The organism is Paraclostridium sp. AKS73 (assembly GCF_025671395.1).
GTDB classification, from domain to species: domain Bacteria; phylum Bacillota; class Clostridia; order Peptostreptococcales; family Peptostreptococcaceae; genus Paraclostridium; species Paraclostridium benzoelyticum.
Map to the genome: position 1 here is coordinate 141578 of NZ_JAIXHU010000001.1, position 15257 is coordinate 156834.

Consider the following 15257-nt stretch of genomic DNA (forward strand, 5'->3'; position numbering starts at 1 on the left):
TGGAGGTTAATTTATGAATACAAAGGCTGGTATATTAGGGGTTGGAAGTTATGTTCCTAAAAAGGTAATGACTAACTTCGATCTTGAAAAGATAATGGATACATCAGATGAATGGATAAGAACAAGAACAGGAATAAATGAAAGACGATTAGTAGATGAAAATGAAGCAACATCAGATCTTGCAACTAAAGCAGCTATAAAAGCAATAGAAAATGCAAACTTGACTCCAGAAGATATAGATTTAATTATAGTAGCTACAATTACACCAGACATGGTATTTCCATCTACAGCATGCTTAGTTCAAGCAAACATAAATGCAACTAAAGCAGCAGGTTTTGACCTTGAAGCGGCATGCTCAGGATTTATATATGGTATAACAATAGCAAAACAATTTATAGAAACTAAAACATACAAACATGTATTAGTAATAGGAGCAGAAGCTTTATCAACAATATTAGATTATGAAGATAGATCTACAGCAATATTATTTGGAGATGGAGCTGGAGCGGTAGTTATGGGACCAGTTGAAGAAGGCGGAGTATTATCTACAAATTTAGGCTCTGATGGAAATGGTAAAGATTATCTTAAAGTACCAGCTGGAGGTTCTAAGTTGCCAGCTAGTGAAAAAACTGTTAAAGATAGATTGCATTATATACAAATGGCAGGAAGTGACGTATTTAAATTTGCTGTTAGAATAATGCAAGATGCATCTGTTAAATGTATAGAAAGTGCTAACTTGAGTATACAAGATGTAGATTACCTTATACCACACCAAGCTAATATAAGAATAATAGAAGCTTCAGCAAAAAGATTAAACTTAAGTATGGATAAAGTATATGTGAACTTAGATAGATATGGAAACATGTCAGCAGCATCAATTCCAGTAGCTCTAGATGAAGCCTATAGAGAAGGAAAAATTAAAAAAGGCGATAATGTAGTTCTAGTAGGATTCGGAGGCGGATTGACATGGGGAGCTTCTTTAGTTAGATGGAGTATATAAGGAGGAAATTATGAAGGATTTATGTGAATTATTAAATATAAAATACCCTATAATCCAAGGTGGAATGGCTTGGGTAGCAACTGCTGAATTAGCAGCAGGAGTATCAAATGCTGGAGGATTAGGAATAATTGCAGCAGGAAATGCACCAAAAGAAGTAATAAAAGAGCAAATAAAAAAGTGTAGAGAATTAACAGATAAACCATTTGGAGTTAATGTTATGCTATTATCTCCGTTTGTAGAGGAGATAATGGATTTAATAGTAGAAGAAAGAGTAGAAGTAATAACTACAGGAGCTGGAAATCCAGCGAAATATATAGAGCGATTAAAAGAAGTAAATACAAAGATTATACCCGTAGTTCCAACTATTGCACTAGCAAAAAGAATGGAAAAGCATGGTGCAGATGCAGTAATAGTTGAAGGAACAGAAGCAGGAGGACATATAGGTGAGCTAACAACAATGGTTCTAACTCCTCAAGTTGTAGATAATGTAAATATTCCTGTAATTGCGGCAGGAGGAATTGCTGATGGTAAAGGATTGGCAGCAGCACTATGCTTAGGGGCTAGTGGTGTGCAAATAGGAACAAGATTTATTTGTAGTGATGAATGTATAGCTCATGAAAACTATAAAAATCTTATTTTAAAATCAAGAGACAGAGATGCTATAGTTACAGGAAGAAGTACTGGGCATCCGGTTAGAACATTAAAAAATAAATTAGCTAAAGATATTTTAAATATGGAAAAAGAAGGAGCTAATCCTTTAGATATAGATCAAAAAGGTGTAGGGTCATTAAGAATGGCAGTTGTAAATGGAGATGTAGACAATGGATCATTTATGGCAGGCCAAATAGCATCTTATATAAATGATGTGAAGCTTTGCAAACAAATAATAGAAGATATAATGGAAGAATCAAAATCTATATTATCTAAAATAAATAAAAAATTGGAGGTATAGTATGGGTAAGGTTGCATTAGTATTTCCTGGTCAAGGAGCTCAATATGTAGGTATGGCAAATGATATATATAATAATGATGACATAGCTAAAAAGATTATTGATGAAGCAGAAAGATCAGTTGGAATAAATTTAAAAAAGATAATGTTTGAAGGTAGTGATGAAGAACTAGCTAAAACAGAAAATACTCAACCAGCTATAGTTACTCATAGTATAGCACTATTTGAAAGTTTAAAAGATAAGATAGATTTGAAATATGATGCATGCTTAGGACTATCACTAGGAGAATATAGTGCTTTAGTAGCAGCAGATGCAATGGATTTTAATGATGCTGTAGCAGTAGTTAAAAAAAGAGGAAAGTATATGCAAGAAAGTGTACCTTTAGGAAAGGGAACTATGGCAGCTATACTAGGGTTAGATAGAGAAAAAGTAAATGAGGTTATAGAACAAGTTGATAATGGAATAATAGAGGTTGCAAACTATAACTCTCCAGGTCAAATTGTAATATCAGGGGAGACAGGTACGGTAAAAGATAGTATAAGTTTATTTAAAGAAAACGGAGCAAAAAAAGCCGTTGTGTTAAATGTAAGTGCACCTTTTCATTCATCTATGTTAGAACCCGCTGGATTAAAGCTAAAAAAAGAATTAGATGAAATTAAACTAAGAAAATGTAAGGTATCTGTAATTTCAAATGTAAATGCAGATTATTATACAGATAACTATAAAGATCTTTTAGTTAGTCAAGTGAGCTCATCTGTTTTATGGGAAGATTCAATAGAAAAACTGATAAATGAAGGATTTGATACATTTATAGAAATCGGACCAGGAAAAGTGCTAAAAGGATTTATAAATAAAATTTCCAAAAAGAATAAAGTTGATACTAAAGTTTATAACATTGATAATATGGAATCTATGAATGACTTTGTTGAGGCTTATAAAAGAGGTGAAATATAATGGTTAACTTACAAGATAAAGTAGCAATTGTAACTGGAGGATCTAGAGGTATAGGTAAAGCTATAGCTAAAAAACTAGCATCACAAAAAGCAAATGTTGTAATAAACTATACATCAAATGAAGAACATGCTTTAAAAACTAAAGAAGAAATAGAATCATATGGTGTTAAAAGTATGATAGTAAAATGTGATGTATCTAAAAGTAGCGAAGTTGACAATATGATAGAGTCTGTAGTTAAAGAGTTTGGAAAAGTAGATATATTAGTAAATAATGCTGGTATAACAAAAGATGGACTTTTAATGAGAATGAAAGAAGATGACTTTGACAAAGTTATCGATATAAACCTAAAAGGTGTTTTCAACTGCACAAAAGCAGCTACTAAATATATGATGAAAAAAAGATATGGGAAAATAATAAACATATCATCTGTAGTTGGAATAATAGGAAATCCAGGGCAAGCAAACTACTGTGCATCTAAAGCAGGTGTAATAGGCCTTACAAAATCAAGTGCTAGAGAATTGGCATCAAGAAACATAAGTGTAAATGCTATAGCTCCAGGATTTATAGATACAGATATGACTAGTGTTTTAAATGAAGATTTAAAATCTAATATGTTAAAAAACATTCCGCAAAATAGATTTGGAGAGCCTGATGATGTAGCTAATGCAGTATTGTTTTTAGCAAGTGACATGGCAAGTTATATAACAGGCCAGGTTATAAATGTAGATGGTGGAATGGTAATGCAATAAAAAAGTAAAAATATAAGTTTAAATAAAATTTAGGAGGAATTAAATTATGTTTGAAAAAGTTGTAGAAATAATAAAGGATCAATTAGGAATAGACAATAAAGAAGTAACTATGGAGACTTCATTAATGAAAGATTTAGAAGCAGATTCATTAGACGCTGTTGAAATAATGATGGCTCTTGAAGATGAATTTTCAATAGAAATACCAGACACAGAAGCAGAAAAGTTCGTATGCATAGGAGATATAGTTAAATATATAGAAGCAAACAAATAGTGGAGGAAATGTTATGAAAAGAAGAGTTGTTATAACTGGATTAGGTTGTGTTACTCCAGTTGGAACAGGAAAAGAAACATTTTGGACCAACATAAAAGATGGAGTTTGTGGTATAGATAAAATAACTAGCTTTGACGCATCCTCATTTCAAACACAAATAGCTGGAGAAGTAAAAGATTTTAATCCAGAAGATTATATAAATAAAAAAGAATTAAAAAGAATGGATAGATTTACTCATTTTGCCATAGCATCTTCGCAAATGGCAGTAAAAGATGCAAATCTTGATTTAGACAAAGTAGATAGCGAAAAATGGGAGTTATAATAGGTTCTGGTATAGGAGGAGTTGCTACAATAGAAGAGCAACACAAAATTTTACTAGAAAAAGGAAATAGAAGAGTTAGTCCATTTTTCGTGCCTATGATGATTTCTAACATGGCAGCAGGCCAAGTATCTATTGCATTAGGAGCAAAAGGACCAAATACTAATGTATCTACTGCTTGTGCATCGGGGTCTCATGCTATAGGAGACGCATTTAAAGCTATACAAAGAGGCGATGCAGATATAATGGTAGCAGGAGGAAGTGAAGCTGGTGTTACACCACTTTCATTTGCAGGTTTCTGTAATATGAAGGCAATGTCTACTAGAAATGATGACCCAAAAACTGCTTCAAGACCATTTGATAAAGATAGAGATGGATTTGTAATGGGAGAAGGGTCAGGTATATTAATACTAGAAGACTTAGATCATGCTATAAAAAGAGGTGCTAAAATTTATGCTGAAATAGTTGGATATGGAGCAACAGCAGATGCATATCACATGACAACTCCAGCAGAAAATGGAGAAGGCGCAGCTAGATCTATAAGCATGGCAATGAAAGATGGAAATATTCCTCTTGATGAAGTTGATTATATAAACGCTCATGGAACGTCTACTTACTATAATGATAAGTTTGAAACAATGGCAATCAAAAGTGTTTTTAAAGACCAAGCATATGAACTTTGCGTATCATCTACAAAGTCTATGACAGGCCATTTATTAGGAGCTGCAGGAGCGGTTGAAGCTATCGTATGTGCTATGGCTATAAGTGATGGATATGTTCCTCCTACTATAAATGTAGAAAACTTAGATGAAGAGTTAGATTTAGATTACGTTGTAAATGAAGGTAAGAAAAGAGATGTTAGATATGCATTATCAAATTCTTTAGGATTTGGGGGACACAATGCAACTTTAGCATTTAAAAAATATGAATAAATAATTATTAAAAGAGTTGCCTAAAATAGACATCTTCTTTTGTTTGTCATAAATATTTAACCTTGAAAATATAATTATATAAACAAAGGAGGACAAGGGCTATGAATAAACTTTCAGATGAAATTTTAAATTCTCTACCGCCTAAGCTAAGAGAAAAAATAATAAATGTACAATATGAAGATCTAAATATAGAAGAAATAAGACTTAGAGTAGAGAAACCATTAATAATAAATTCTAATAATAGAGACTATTTTTATAATAACTCTATGAACAAGCTAGATATAAAAAATTCAAATTCGTATGTTGTAAAAAAAGAAGATATAGAACAGACATTTCAACTTATGTGCAAATATTCAATTCATTCATTTATAGATGACATTAAAAAAGGGTTTATAACATTAAAAGGTGGGCATAGAGTTGGAATAGTTGGAAAGGTAATAATTGAAGATGGACAAGTTAAAAATATAAAGCACATATCATCTTTAAATATAAGGATTTCTAGAGAGGTATTAAATTGCTCTGAAAAAGTATTAAACCACATAATTAAGAGTTCTAATGAAGTAAATAATACTTTAATAATTTCACCACCACAATGTGGTAAAACAACATTACTTAGAGATATAGTTAGAAATTTAAGTAATGGGAACAAAGAAAAAGGGTTTAATGGAATTAAAGTAGCTCTTATAGATGAAAGGAATGAGATTTCAGGATCATATTTAGGAATAGCTCAGATGGACGTTGGAATAAGAACAGACATAATAGAAACATGCCCAAAAGATATAGGGATAATGATGTTACTTAGGGCTATGTCACCTAACTTAATAGTAACGGATGAAATAGGTAGTGAAAAGGAAATAAAAGCTCTGTACACAGCTTTAAATGGGGGAGTTAGCTTAATAACGACAGTACATGGGAATTCCATAGAAGATATAAGGGAAAGAAAGGAATTAAGCAAATTACTTGATAAAGAATTATTCAAAAAAGTAATAATACTTTCGGCTAAAAATGGACCAGGGACAATTGAAAAAATATATGACTTAGAAGAAAAGAGGTGGTATTTTGCAAATTAAAATAGCTCTAATAAGTATTTTAGTAGCATGTAGCTATCTGATTGGAGAATATTTATACAAAGCTTATACAAAAAGGCATAAACAGTTAAATGAGCTCATAAGGATATTAGAGGTAATGAGAATGGACTTATCATTTGGATTGTACACATTGGAAGAAATATTTTATAGGATAGGAGAAAATAAAGAATTTTCACTTGGATCTTTCTTTAAACATATGAGTATAGATCTAAAAGAAGATAATAGCAAAACATTAGAAACTATATTATCAAAGAATGCTGATTTTATGATTAAAGAAAGTTACTTTCAAGATAAGGAGGTAGATGAATTAAAAAAATTAATACTTACTCTTGGAAAAGGAGATGTTTATTCTCAAGAGAGGATGATTGATTTATCTATTGAAAATTTAAAAAAACTCACAACAGAAAGTAAAGAAGATGTAGAGAAAAAAGGTATAGTATACAGAAAACTATCTACTATAATTGGGTTAGTTATAGGGATACTTTTAATATAGGAGGGTTAATATGGATATAACTTTGATTTTTAAAGTTGCAGGGATTGGGTTATTGATATCTGTTTTAAATATGGTTCTTGAGAAGACTGATAGAAAAGATTGGACTACCTTAACAACTCTTGCAGGTGTGATAATTGTTCTTACGATGGTAATAACTGAAATAAATGATCTATTTAATGCAGTTAGAACGATGTTTCAGTTATATTAAGGGGGAGATCTTTTGGATGTAATGAAATTGGTAGGTCTTGCGCTTATATCTACTATATTATGCTTAATTATAAAAAAAGATAGACCAGAAATGGCTATGTTTATAGGGATATTAACAGGAATTATGATTTTACTTTCTGTAACCTATAAATTCAATTTTATAATTGAAAGTATAAATGAATTAGCAAATAAGGCTAACATACCTACTATATATATATCTTTAATAATCAAACTTATAGGAATAGCGTACTTAATGGAGTTTGCTATTCAGATATGTAAAGACTGTGGGGAAGGAAATATTGCAGCTAAGCTTGAATTCGGAGGAAAAATTATAGTTATGACTATGTCATTCCCTATATTAATATCTATTGTTGATATGATTTTAAATTTGATTCCATAGGAGAATGATTACTTATGAAAAATTGTAACTAGTATAATTTTATGTATACTAATGGGGCTAACATTTGCAAATGTTTCATTTGCACAAGAAGAAAATGATAAAAAAGTAAAAGAAAGTGTAGATACATATATAAGTGAACAATTAAATAAAATTAATTTACAAGAAATTCAAAATCAAATAAAAGATGAAAAATTTATAGAAGATGTAGATCTTAAGACATTTATGAAAGATTTAATATCTGGTAAGAAAACAATGCTAGATTTATTTGATAAAGAGGGCCTTAAACTATTCTTATTCGATGAATTGAGAGCAAGTTTAAAAGTTGCATCAATAATATTTGTCTTAGCGCTATTATCATCTATTTTAAAAAGTTTAGATAATTCATTTTCATCTGGAGCAATAAGCCAAGTAACAACCTATATTGTATTTATAGTAATGGTAACTTTAACATTAGTAGGATTTAAAGATGTTTTAAATATATGTAACACCACAATTGATAGCATGATCAATTTGATGCAGATACTAATGCCAATATTAATAACATTTTTAGTGGTAATGGGATTTCCTATGACATCTACTGTTATGACCCCTATATTTATGGGAGGAGTAACATTTATAAATATAGTTTTTAAAAACTTTCTATTTGTGTCAATTACCATAGGGTTTGCAATACTTGTTATAAATAATTTATCTAATAGTATAAAACTTAAAAAATTGGCATCTTTTATAAAGCAAATAAATCTGATAACAATTGGAGCCATATTTACTATATATTTAGCTTTAGTATCTATGCAGGGTATGTATGTTAAGAGTTTAGATGGATTTGCAGTTAAAAGTACTAAGTTTGCGATAGGAAATTTTATACCTGTTGTAGGCGGATTTGTATCAGACTCATTTGATATAATATTATCTTCATCTCAACTTATAAAAAACTTATTTGGAGGAGTGGGGCTAATAATATTAGTAGGGATATGCTTAATTCCTATAATAAAAATCATTTCAATAATATTAGTTTATAAAACCTCAGCAATGATAGTAGAACCAGTTGGAGAAGATAGCATTTCAAACTTTTTAAATGAGATTTCAAATCTTATGGCAATAATGTTAGCATGTATCATAGCTATAACAATAATGTTTTTCGTTACTATAGCAATAGTAGTTTCTATTAGTGTTGTTGCACAGTAAAAGGAGGAATATATGTTAGAGAGTATTAAAGCTTGGATAATAAGTATTTTAATTGCAGCCTTTATAGTTAACATAGTTAATATGATTCTTCCTTCTTCAAAGTTAAAGTCATATATTAATCTAGTTTTAAACTTTATATTTATATTCATTGCTATAAATCCAGTCATTAATTTTTTCAGATGGAACAAGTTTAGAGGACAAATTATTAAAAACATATACGAAATATAATCAACAATATGTTGATAGCATGAATAGTCTAGCTAAAGACACAGGGGGAAAAAGCATAAAGTCTGGGTATGAAGATGGATTAAAAAGCATATTAGAATTAAAACTAGATGAATATGGTTATGAACTTGAAGATATTGAATTAGACGGATCAGATGTAAGTAAAGTTAAGGTTAAAGAAAATAGTAATAAAGAAGAAAAAAGGACGATACAATCTAGTGAGGGTGAAAAGATAAACAAGTATTTAAAGAAAGCTCAAATGATAAAGATACAAAATCAAAAGATGAAGTTAAAAAGAGCTTAGTAGACATACTTGATATATCCGTTGAAAATATAGAAATTGATAAATAGGGGTTGAGAATAGGTATGTTTAAAAACTTAAAGGAAGACGATAAGAAAAAGATATACACTCTAGCCGCGCTGTCGTTTGTGTGTATTATGGGACTAGCTATATTTACAAAAAATCCAGTTGACAAAAAAGACAAAGAAACTTTTGAGGAAAACAAAGATCAAAAGTCTGCACAAGTAGAAGTAAAAAAAGATAATGATTTAGAAAGTCAACTTAAAAATATATTATCTCAAATCGAGGGAGCGGGAGAAGTTGACGTGATGATTACTTTTTCATCTGGGGAACAGATAGAACCAGCATTTAACTCAAATGCTACAAAGGAAGAGACAACTGAAAAAGATGCTCAAGGTGGAGAAAGAACAGTTACTACGTCAAGTGAAAATAAAACAATGATAACTTCAGGAGAAAGTAAGCCTGTAGTTATAAAAACATCAGAGCCAGAAATAAAAGGGGTTATAGTAGTTTCTAGTGGGGCTAGTGACCCAACTGTAAAACAAAGTCTATACTCAGCAGTTCAAACATCACTTCAGGTTTCAGGACACCAAGTTGAAATTTATTCTAAATAGTTAAAAAAATATTCATAATAAAAAAGCTCGTACATATAAATATTACAAGAATATAATTATTAATTAGGGGGAGTATAAATGAAATTTAACAAAAGTATGTTTAAAAGTAGAGGGTTTGTCGTAATGTCATTAACACTTATGTTAGTGGTGGTTGGGACAGTAAATTATAATTTAAGTAAAAAATCTGTATTAGAAGCATCTAAAGAAATGGAAATGTATGAAGACGCTCAATTATCAAAAAATGATGACAAAAAGGATTCGAAAAAAGATGTTAAAGTTGTAGATAGTAAAGACACTATAGTTAATGAAAAAGCTAAAGAAACTAGCAAAGAGATAGAAAAGAAAATGACTTCTGATAAAAACATGAAAAAAGCATCATATGCAGTAGATATGAAAATGAACAGAGAAAAACAAAGAAATGAATTAACAGAAGATTTAAATGAAATAATAAATAATCCATCTACATCAGAAGAAACTAGAAAGCAAGCCTCTAATATGAAATTACAGCTTGTAAAAGATCAAGAATTAGAAATTAAAATAGAAGATTTATTAGGTGCAAAAGGATTTGAAGATTCATTAGTGTACATAAGTGAAGAAACTGTTAATGTAGTAGTAAACAAAGAATTGCAACAAAAAGATGCAGCTAAAATATTCGATTTAGTTGCAAATGAGTCAAAAGTTAACTATGATAATATAAAACTTATGAGCAGTAATTCTAAATAAGTATAAATGCCTCAGTTATACTGGGGCTTTTTTATGTGGAGAAATAAATGAGTGACATAAATACTAGATTAAGCAAATCGAACTTTTTATTGCAAATTAAAGCTCTATTTGGTATTATTATATAATAAAATAGTTTATATAGGGATGTGATATATGATGGAAAATAATAACTTTGGACAAGTTAAGATATCAAATGATGTCATCGCTACTATAGCAGGATTAGCAGCTATTGAAGTAGAAGGAGTAGGAACTACATCGACATTCACAGATAAATTACTAAAGAATAATGGTGTTAAGATACAAATAGAGGAAGACGAAGTTATCCTAGATGTTATGATAATAATTGATTATGGAATATCTATACCTGATATAGCTTTTAAAGTACAGGAAAATGTAAAAAATACAGTTGAAACAATGACTGGATTAAAAGTTTCTCAAGTTAATATACATGTTCAAGGAATCAACTTTAAAAAAGAAAAAGTTGATAAGGCAGAAGCAAAGTAATCATCTACGATAAATTAATATTTCCCTCTGAAAATCAGAGGGTTTTTTTATGAGTAAATATGTATATACTAAATTCAAAGGAGGAATAAGCAAATGAGAAAAGCTAAAATGATAACGACGAGAGAGTATATGATGAAGTTTATATACCAAATAGACATGAATAAAGAGGATTTAACTGATTTAAATGCTAAATTAGAAAACTTCTTAAATGATAACTTTGAATACATAAAGAATAGATACGAGGAATTAAAATTACAATTTTCAGATGAAGCGGACGTTGAATTAGGAGAAACAGATTTAAGTCAGTTTATTGATTTAAAATATAGCAAAGAACTAGTTGAAAGCTTTAACGGAAATAAAGAAAACATAGATTCTTTAATAAATAAATATGCTAAAAACTGGACTATAAATAGAATGGCTAAAGTAGACTTAGCAATACTTAGACTTGCTATTTGTGAAATACTATACATGGCAGAAATGCCTACTAAAGTTTCTATAAATGAAGCGATAGAATTATCTAAGCTTTACTGTGATGACAAATCTCCTAAATTTATAAATGGAATATTAGGAAGTGTTGTAAGTGAAATTGGAGAAAAATAAAAATATAATAATAGGAATAGATACTAGCTGCTATACAACTTCTATAGCAGCTATATCTTTAGAAAAAAGTATAGTGTTTAATAAAAAATCATGTTAAAAGTAAAGAAAGATTCAAAAGGGTTAAGACAAAGCGAAATGGTATTTCAACATGTAAATAATTTGGGGGAAATAAGTGAAGAATTAAAAAATATAATGAACGGATATAATATATGTGCAATATGTGCATCTGAAAAGCCAAGGCCCATAAAAGATTCATATATGCCTGCATTTACAGTAGGATATAATTTGCAAATTATTTAGCAGTATGAATAATATTAATTTATATTCAACAACTCATCAAGAAAATCATATTGAAGCCAGCTTGTATGAAAAAAAATTAAAACGTAATAAATTTATTTCTGTTCATATGTCCGGAGGAACAACAGAAATATTATTAGTTGAAAAAATAATGATGACTCAAACATTACAATAATAGGTGGAAGTAAAGATATAAGTTTTGGGCAATTAATAGATAGATTAGGTGTTCAATTAGGGTATGAATTTCCATGTGGAAAATATATAGATAAAAATGCTTCAGAATGTAATCAAAATATAGATGTAGGAATAAAGACATCTGTAAAAGATGGGTATATGAATCTATCTGGAATAGAAAATCAAATCACTAAGCTGAAAAATGATTTTGATGAAAAATATATATCTAAGTCACTAATGGACTCGATAGTGAGAAGTTTGTATAAAGCGCTTAAATTTTTATGTAAAGAGTATGATATAAGCGAAGTTGTATTTGCTGGAGGGGTTGCATCAAGCAAATATATAAAAAAAGCTTAAGTCAAAAACTATATAAAGATAAAGTAACAAGCTTTTTACAAAACCTGAATATAGCACAGATAATGCATTAGGTTGTGCACTTATAGGATTAAATAAATTTATAGGAGAATAGCTATGAAATTAAGAGCTTTAGATGTAAGTGAAGTTAATTCATACGTAAAAAGAATCTTAACTAATGATGCAGTTTTATATAACTTAAAAGTAAAAGGTGAAATTTCAAATTTTAAAGTTCATAGTAGCAAAAATGTATATCTGACCCTGAAAGATAAATCATCTAAAATAAACTGCGTAATTTTCAAAAACAATTATGATAGTTCACTAAACTTAGAAGATGGGATGAAGATTATAGCAACAGGATATATATCTGTGTACGAAAGAGATGGATCATATCAATTATATATAGAAAATGTAGAATTAGATGGAGTTGGAAATTTGTATATAGAATTTCTAAAATTAAAAGAAAAGCTAGAAAAAGAAGGATTATTTGACTATAGATATAAAAAGACTATACCTAAAATGCCTAAAAACATAGGTATAATAACATCTGAGACAGGAGCAGTTATAAAAGATATAATTAATGTTGTAAAGCGTAGGTATCCAAAAGTAAATATAAAGCTTTATTCTGTTTCAGTTCAAGGAAAAAACTCTTCTGAACAGATATGTGAAGGAATTAAATTTTTTAATAATGCTAATAATGTAGATACAATAATACTTGGAAGAGGTGGGGGATCCATAGAGGAATTATGGTCTTTTAATGAAGAGAGCGTTGCAAGAGAAATTTTTAGTTCGCACATACCTATAATTTCAGCTGTAGGACATGAGACAGACTTTACAATAGCTGACTTTGTGGCTGATATGAGGGCACCTACGCCATCTGCAGCTGCAGAAATAGCAACCCCAAAATTAGATGATTTATTATACAAGTTAAAAAACTCTAAAGATAGATTAGATAAGGCTCTTATAAATCAATCTAAGCTAGATAAAAATAAATTAAATAATGTTTATGATAGATTAAATACTATTGTTAAGTCCTATATAATAAGAGATAAAATTATACAAATCGATATAATATATGATAAAATAACTAATGAGATTAATGATGTAGTAAAACTTAAAAAAGGAAGTTTAGATAGTAGTGGATCTCTTTTGCATAGCTTAAGTCCACTTGCTACATTAGATAGAGGGTACAGTATAGTACAAAAGGATAAAACTACTATAAATACAATAAATAGCCTAAAAGAAAAGGATAGTATAGCAATTAAATTTAAAGATGGTACAGCTGACTGTATAATTGAAAAAATTAAAGATTAAAGAGGTATAAAAATGAATTTATCTTATGAAGAAGCTTATCAAAGACTGGAAGAAATTTTAAATAAATTGGAGTCTGGAACTACAAGCTTAGATGACTCTCTTAATTTATATGAAGAGGGAATAAAACTTTATAGTCATTGTAATAAATTATTGGATGAAGCAAATTTAAAAATAGATAAATTTAGCAAAGATGGGAAAGAGGTACCCTTTAGTATAGAGGAGGAGTAGTTATGAATTTTAAAGAAGAATTAAAAAATAGAGTTGCAAATATAGAAGATTTATTAAATGATTATATGCCTAAAGTTGAAGGATATCAAAAAACTATATTTGACTCAATGAATTATAGTTTAAAAGCTGGAGGAAAAAGACTAAGACCAATACTTACATTAGAAGCTTGTAAACTAGTTGGGGGAAATGAAAAAGATGCATATCCATTCGCTGTAGCTATAGAAATGATACATACATATTCTTTAATACATGATGATCTTCCAGCTCTTGATAATGATGATCTTAGAAGAGGAAGAAAAACTAATCATAAAGTATATGGAGAAGCTATGGCTATTTTAGCAGGAGATGGACTTTTAAACTATGCTTATGAAATAATGCTTAGAGAGTCTTTAAGTAAAGGTGAACCAGAAAAATATTTAAAAGCTATAAATGAAATCGCTAAAGCTTCTGGGATATATGGTATGATTGGTGGACAAGTTGTTGATATTGAAAGTGAAGGTAAATCAATAGATATGGAAAAACTTGACTTTATACATATGAATAAGACAGCGGCAATAATCATTGGATGTATGAGAGCAGGAGCTATAATTGGTGGAGCAAGTGAAGAAGAGTTAGAAAATGTAACTAAATATGCAAAAAACATAGGGTTATCATTCCAAATAGTTGATGATATATTAGATATTGTTGGAGATGAGGCTAAACTTGGCAAAAAAGTAGGAAGTGATATAGATAATGAAAAATCTACTTATCCATCACTTATAGGACTTGAAAAGTCAAAAGAAACTGCTAATAAATTAATAGCAGAAGCTAAAATGAGTATTGATTATATAAATAAAGATAGTGAGTTTTTAAACAACTTAGCTGATTATATAGTAGATAGAGAGTATTAAGGAGGAACGATGAGCTTTATTTCAGAAATTTTTAGCAACAAAGTGTTGCTTATAAGTATGTTTGCTTGTTTCTTGGCACAACTTTTTAAGATTTTTACAGGAGATCAAAAAAAGATTCAAATATCTAGGATATTTACTTCTGGGGGTATGCCAAGTTCTCATAGTTCTTTTGTTACATCCTTATCTACATTAGTAGGAATGGAGTATGGATTTAATTCAACAGAATTCGCGGTAGTTGCAGTGTTTTCTATGATAATAATGTATGATGCATCTGGAGTAAGACGTGCAGTTGGAAAGCAAGCAGTAATATTAAATCAAATTGTAGATGATTTACAGCATAAAAAGCATATTGAACAAAAAAAATTAAAGGAATTAGTAGGACATACGCCAGTAGAAGTTTTTTCGGCGCTATTTTAGGAATTATTACAGCATTGGTATTTAGTTAAAGTACTAATGCTAAAAACTACTTAGATAAAAGGTGAGAA

General features: G+C 29.5%; 22 protein-coding genes and 2 pseudogenes. All 24 read left to right on the forward strand.

Annotation, left to right across the window (positions count from 1 at the left end):
* Positions 1-13: 13 nt before the first annotated feature.
* Positions 14-1000 carry a beta-ketoacyl-ACP synthase III gene (locus tag LEQ07_RS00835; protein ID WP_263329192.1) on the forward strand — a complete coding sequence of 329 codons (987 nt, stop codon included), beginning with the start codon at positions 14-16 and terminating at the stop codon, positions 998-1000.
* Positions 1001-1010: 10 nt separating this feature from the next.
* A complete protein-coding gene (fabK, locus tag LEQ07_RS00840; RefSeq protein ID WP_263329193.1) occupies positions 1011-1952 on the forward strand; it encodes an enoyl-[acyl-carrier-protein] reductase FabK in 942 nt (313 codons plus the stop codon).
* 1 nt (position 1953) lies between these two features.
* On the forward strand, positions 1954-2904 hold the full coding sequence (gene fabD / locus LEQ07_RS00845; protein ID WP_046821551.1) for an ACP S-malonyltransferase: 951 nt from the start codon (positions 1954-1956) through the stop codon (positions 2902-2904).
* On the forward strand, positions 2904-3653 hold the full coding sequence (fabG, locus tag LEQ07_RS00850) for a 3-oxoacyl-[acyl-carrier-protein] reductase (protein ID WP_021430005.1): 750 nt from the start codon (positions 2904-2906) through the stop codon (positions 3651-3653). The genes fabD and fabG overlap by 1 nt, the downstream gene beginning before the upstream one ends.
* A gap of 46 nt (positions 3654-3699) precedes the next feature.
* Positions 3700-3924, forward strand: a complete 225-nt coding sequence (gene acpP / locus LEQ07_RS00855) for an acyl carrier protein (RefSeq protein WP_021429992.1) — start codon at positions 3700-3702, stop codon at positions 3922-3924.
* A 13-nt stretch (positions 3925-3937) separates the two neighbouring features.
* A pseudogene (gene fabF, locus LEQ07_RS00860) lies at positions 3938-5175 on the forward strand (beta-ketoacyl-ACP synthase II).
* A 101-nt stretch (positions 5176-5276) separates the two neighbouring features.
* Entirely contained in the window at positions 5277-6245 is a 969-nt protein-coding gene (gene spoIIIAA / locus LEQ07_RS00865) for a stage III sporulation protein AA (RefSeq protein ID WP_046821552.1), read from the forward strand.
* Complete coding sequence (locus LEQ07_RS00870; RefSeq protein ID WP_046821553.1) at positions 6235-6756, forward strand: stage III sporulation protein AB; 522 nt, start codon at positions 6235-6237, stop codon at positions 6754-6756. The genes spoIIIAA and LEQ07_RS00870 overlap by 11 nt, the downstream gene beginning before the upstream one ends.
* Before the next feature lie 10 nt (positions 6757-6766).
* Positions 6767-6964 (forward strand): stage III sporulation protein AC, encoded by a 198-nt coding sequence (spoIIIAC, locus tag LEQ07_RS00875; protein ID WP_021122904.1) that lies wholly within the window; start codon positions 6767-6769, stop codon positions 6962-6964.
* A gap of 21 nt (positions 6965-6985) precedes the next feature.
* Positions 6986-7363 carry a stage III sporulation protein AD gene (gene spoIIIAD / locus LEQ07_RS00880; RefSeq protein WP_226896653.1) on the forward strand — a complete coding sequence of 126 codons (378 nt, stop codon included), beginning with the start codon at positions 6986-6988 and terminating at the stop codon, positions 7361-7363.
* A gap of 36 nt (positions 7364-7399) precedes the next feature.
* Positions 7400-8548: a stage III sporulation protein AE gene (spoIIIAE, locus tag LEQ07_RS00885; protein WP_263329245.1), complete on the forward strand. Its 1149-nt coding sequence runs from the start codon at positions 7400-7402 to the stop codon at positions 8546-8548.
* A 12-nt stretch (positions 8549-8560) separates the two neighbouring features.
* Positions 8561-8776, forward strand: coding sequence for a stage III sporulation protein AF (locus LEQ07_RS00890; protein WP_263329197.1), 216 nt, complete (start codon positions 8561-8563; stop codon positions 8774-8776).
* 19 nt (positions 8777-8795) lie between these two features.
* Positions 8796-9077 (forward strand): hypothetical protein, encoded by a 282-nt coding sequence (locus tag LEQ07_RS00895; protein ID WP_263329198.1) that lies wholly within the window; start codon positions 8796-8798, stop codon positions 9075-9077.
* A 62-nt stretch (positions 9078-9139) separates the two neighbouring features.
* The gene (locus LEQ07_RS00900; RefSeq protein ID WP_021430047.1) at positions 9140-9688 is read left to right on the forward strand and encodes a stage III sporulation protein AG; all 549 of its coding nucleotides are present in this window, start codon (positions 9140-9142) and stop codon (positions 9686-9688) included.
* Positions 9689-9766: 78 nt separating this feature from the next.
* Positions 9767-10411, forward strand: a complete 645-nt coding sequence (locus LEQ07_RS00905) for a SpoIIIAH-like family protein (protein ID WP_046821556.1) — start codon at positions 9767-9769, stop codon at positions 10409-10411.
* Between the two features lie 156 nt (positions 10412-10567).
* On the forward strand, positions 10568-10915 hold the full coding sequence (locus LEQ07_RS00910; protein WP_046821566.1) for an Asp23/Gls24 family envelope stress response protein: 348 nt from the start codon (positions 10568-10570) through the stop codon (positions 10913-10915).
* A 93-nt stretch (positions 10916-11008) separates the two neighbouring features.
* Positions 11009-11515, forward strand: a complete 507-nt coding sequence (gene nusB / locus LEQ07_RS00915; RefSeq protein WP_263329199.1) for a transcription antitermination factor NusB — start codon at positions 11009-11011, stop codon at positions 11513-11515.
* Between the two features lie 90 nt (positions 11516-11605).
* Positions 11606-11815, forward strand: coding sequence for a hypothetical protein (locus LEQ07_RS00920; protein WP_263329201.1), 210 nt, complete (start codon positions 11606-11608; stop codon positions 11813-11815).
* Positions 11816-11819: 4 nt separating this feature from the next.
* Positions 11820-11987: a hypothetical protein gene (locus LEQ07_RS00925; protein WP_263329203.1), complete on the forward strand. Its 168-nt coding sequence runs from the start codon at positions 11820-11822 to the stop codon at positions 11985-11987.
* Between the two features lie 35 nt (positions 11988-12022).
* Positions 12023-12343: a hypothetical protein gene (locus LEQ07_RS00930; RefSeq protein ID WP_263329246.1), complete on the forward strand. Its 321-nt coding sequence runs from the start codon at positions 12023-12025 to the stop codon at positions 12341-12343.
* A gap of 114 nt (positions 12344-12457) precedes the next feature.
* On the forward strand, positions 12458-13654 hold the full coding sequence (xseA, locus tag LEQ07_RS00935; RefSeq protein WP_263329205.1) for an exodeoxyribonuclease VII large subunit: 1197 nt from the start codon (positions 12458-12460) through the stop codon (positions 13652-13654).
* 12 nt (positions 13655-13666) lie between these two features.
* Positions 13667-13882, forward strand: coding sequence for an exodeoxyribonuclease VII small subunit (gene xseB, locus LEQ07_RS00940; RefSeq protein ID WP_046821559.1), 216 nt, complete (start codon positions 13667-13669; stop codon positions 13880-13882).
* Positions 13883-13884: 2 nt separating this feature from the next.
* Positions 13885-14772 (forward strand): polyprenyl synthetase family protein, encoded by an 888-nt coding sequence (locus LEQ07_RS00945; RefSeq protein WP_263329206.1) that lies wholly within the window; start codon positions 13885-13887, stop codon positions 14770-14772.
* A gap of 9 nt (positions 14773-14781) precedes the next feature.
* Positions 14782-15218: pseudogene (locus tag LEQ07_RS00950) on the forward strand (divergent PAP2 family protein).
* Positions 15219-15257: the final 39 nt, after the last annotated feature.

Bases quoted from the DNA above. Each gene is read 5' to 3' on its own strand.
- LEQ07_RS00835 (WP_263329192.1), top strand. From the start codon at position 14: ATGAATACAAAGGCTGGTATATTAGGGGTTGGAAGTTATGTTCCTAAA.
- fabK (WP_263329193.1), top strand. From the start codon at position 1,011: ATGAAGGATTTATGTGAATTATTAAATATAAAATACCCTATAATCCAA.
- fabD (WP_046821551.1), top strand. From the start codon at position 1,954: ATGGGTAAGGTTGCATTAGTATTTCCTGGTCAAGGAGCTCAATATGTA.
- fabG (WP_021430005.1), top strand. From the start codon at position 2,904: ATGGTTAACTTACAAGATAAAGTAGCAATTGTAACTGGAGGATCTAGA.
- acpP (WP_021429992.1), top strand. From the start codon at position 3,700: ATGTTTGAAAAAGTTGTAGAAATAATAAAGGATCAATTAGGAATAGAC.
- spoIIIAA (WP_046821552.1), top strand. From the start codon at position 5,277: ATGAATAAACTTTCAGATGAAATTTTAAATTCTCTACCGCCTAAGCTA.
- spoIIIAC (WP_021122904.1), top strand. From the start codon at position 6,767: ATGGATATAACTTTGATTTTTAAAGTTGCAGGGATTGGGTTATTGATA.
- spoIIIAD (WP_226896653.1), top strand. From the start codon at position 6,986: ATGAAATTGGTAGGTCTTGCGCTTATATCTACTATATTATGCTTAATT.
- LEQ07_RS00890 (WP_263329197.1), top strand. From the start codon at position 8,561: ATGTTAGAGAGTATTAAAGCTTGGATAATAAGTATTTTAATTGCAGCC.
- LEQ07_RS00895 (WP_263329198.1), top strand. From the start codon at position 8,796: ATGAATAGTCTAGCTAAAGACACAGGGGGAAAAAGCATAAAGTCTGGG.
- LEQ07_RS00900 (WP_021430047.1), top strand. From the start codon at position 9,140: ATGTTTAAAAACTTAAAGGAAGACGATAAGAAAAAGATATACACTCTA.
- LEQ07_RS00905 (WP_046821556.1), top strand. From the start codon at position 9,767: ATGAAATTTAACAAAAGTATGTTTAAAAGTAGAGGGTTTGTCGTAATG.
- LEQ07_RS00910 (WP_046821566.1), top strand. From the start codon at position 10,568: ATGGAAAATAATAACTTTGGACAAGTTAAGATATCAAATGATGTCATC.
- nusB (WP_263329199.1), top strand. From the start codon at position 11,009: ATGAGAAAAGCTAAAATGATAACGACGAGAGAGTATATGATGAAGTTT.
- LEQ07_RS00920 (WP_263329201.1), top strand. From the start codon at position 11,606: ATGTTAAAAGTAAAGAAAGATTCAAAAGGGTTAAGACAAAGCGAAATG.
- LEQ07_RS00925 (WP_263329203.1), top strand. From the start codon at position 11,820: ATGAATAATATTAATTTATATTCAACAACTCATCAAGAAAATCATATT.
- xseA (WP_263329205.1), top strand. From the start codon at position 12,458: ATGAAATTAAGAGCTTTAGATGTAAGTGAAGTTAATTCATACGTAAAA.
- xseB (WP_046821559.1), top strand. From the start codon at position 13,667: ATGAATTTATCTTATGAAGAAGCTTATCAAAGACTGGAAGAAATTTTA.
- LEQ07_RS00945 (WP_263329206.1), top strand. From the start codon at position 13,885: ATGAATTTTAAAGAAGAATTAAAAAATAGAGTTGCAAATATAGAAGAT.